Below are 269 nucleotides of genomic sequence, written 5' to 3'. Positions count from 1 at the left end.
CCTCTGCTATGTTGTTTACACCAATCACTTGGATATCGTCTGGTGCCTCCAACCCGCGAATGTTCTTTTCTGGAATGATAACTCGCTTGAAGCCTAACTTGTGTGCTTCCCGCACCCTTTGTTCAATCCGTGAAACCCCTCGCACCTCTCCAGTCAAGCCGATTTCTCCGATAACCACATCGTGCGGATTGGTTGCGTGATCGCGAAAACTGCTGGCAATACTGACGGCTATTGCCAGATCGACTGCTGGCTCATCTAACCGTACTCCC

Annotated in this window: 1 protein-coding gene; it reads right to left on the bottom strand. The window is 50.9% G+C overall.

Annotation, left to right across the window (positions count from 1 at the left end):
• Window positions 1-269: magnesium chelatase domain-containing protein (locus tag SB773_RS31990; RefSeq protein ID WP_410594365.1), on the bottom strand; the 269-nt coding region annotated here is incomplete at both ends.

The sequence above is a fragment of the Bacillus sp. SIMBA_074 genome, assembly GCF_046534555.1.
Classification (GTDB): domain Bacteria; phylum Bacillota; class Bacilli; order Bacillales; family Bacillaceae_G; genus Bacillus_A; species Bacillus_A mycoides.
The sequence above is the reverse complement of the archived record's forward strand: the minus strand, read 5'-3'. Positions and strand labels throughout refer to the sequence as shown.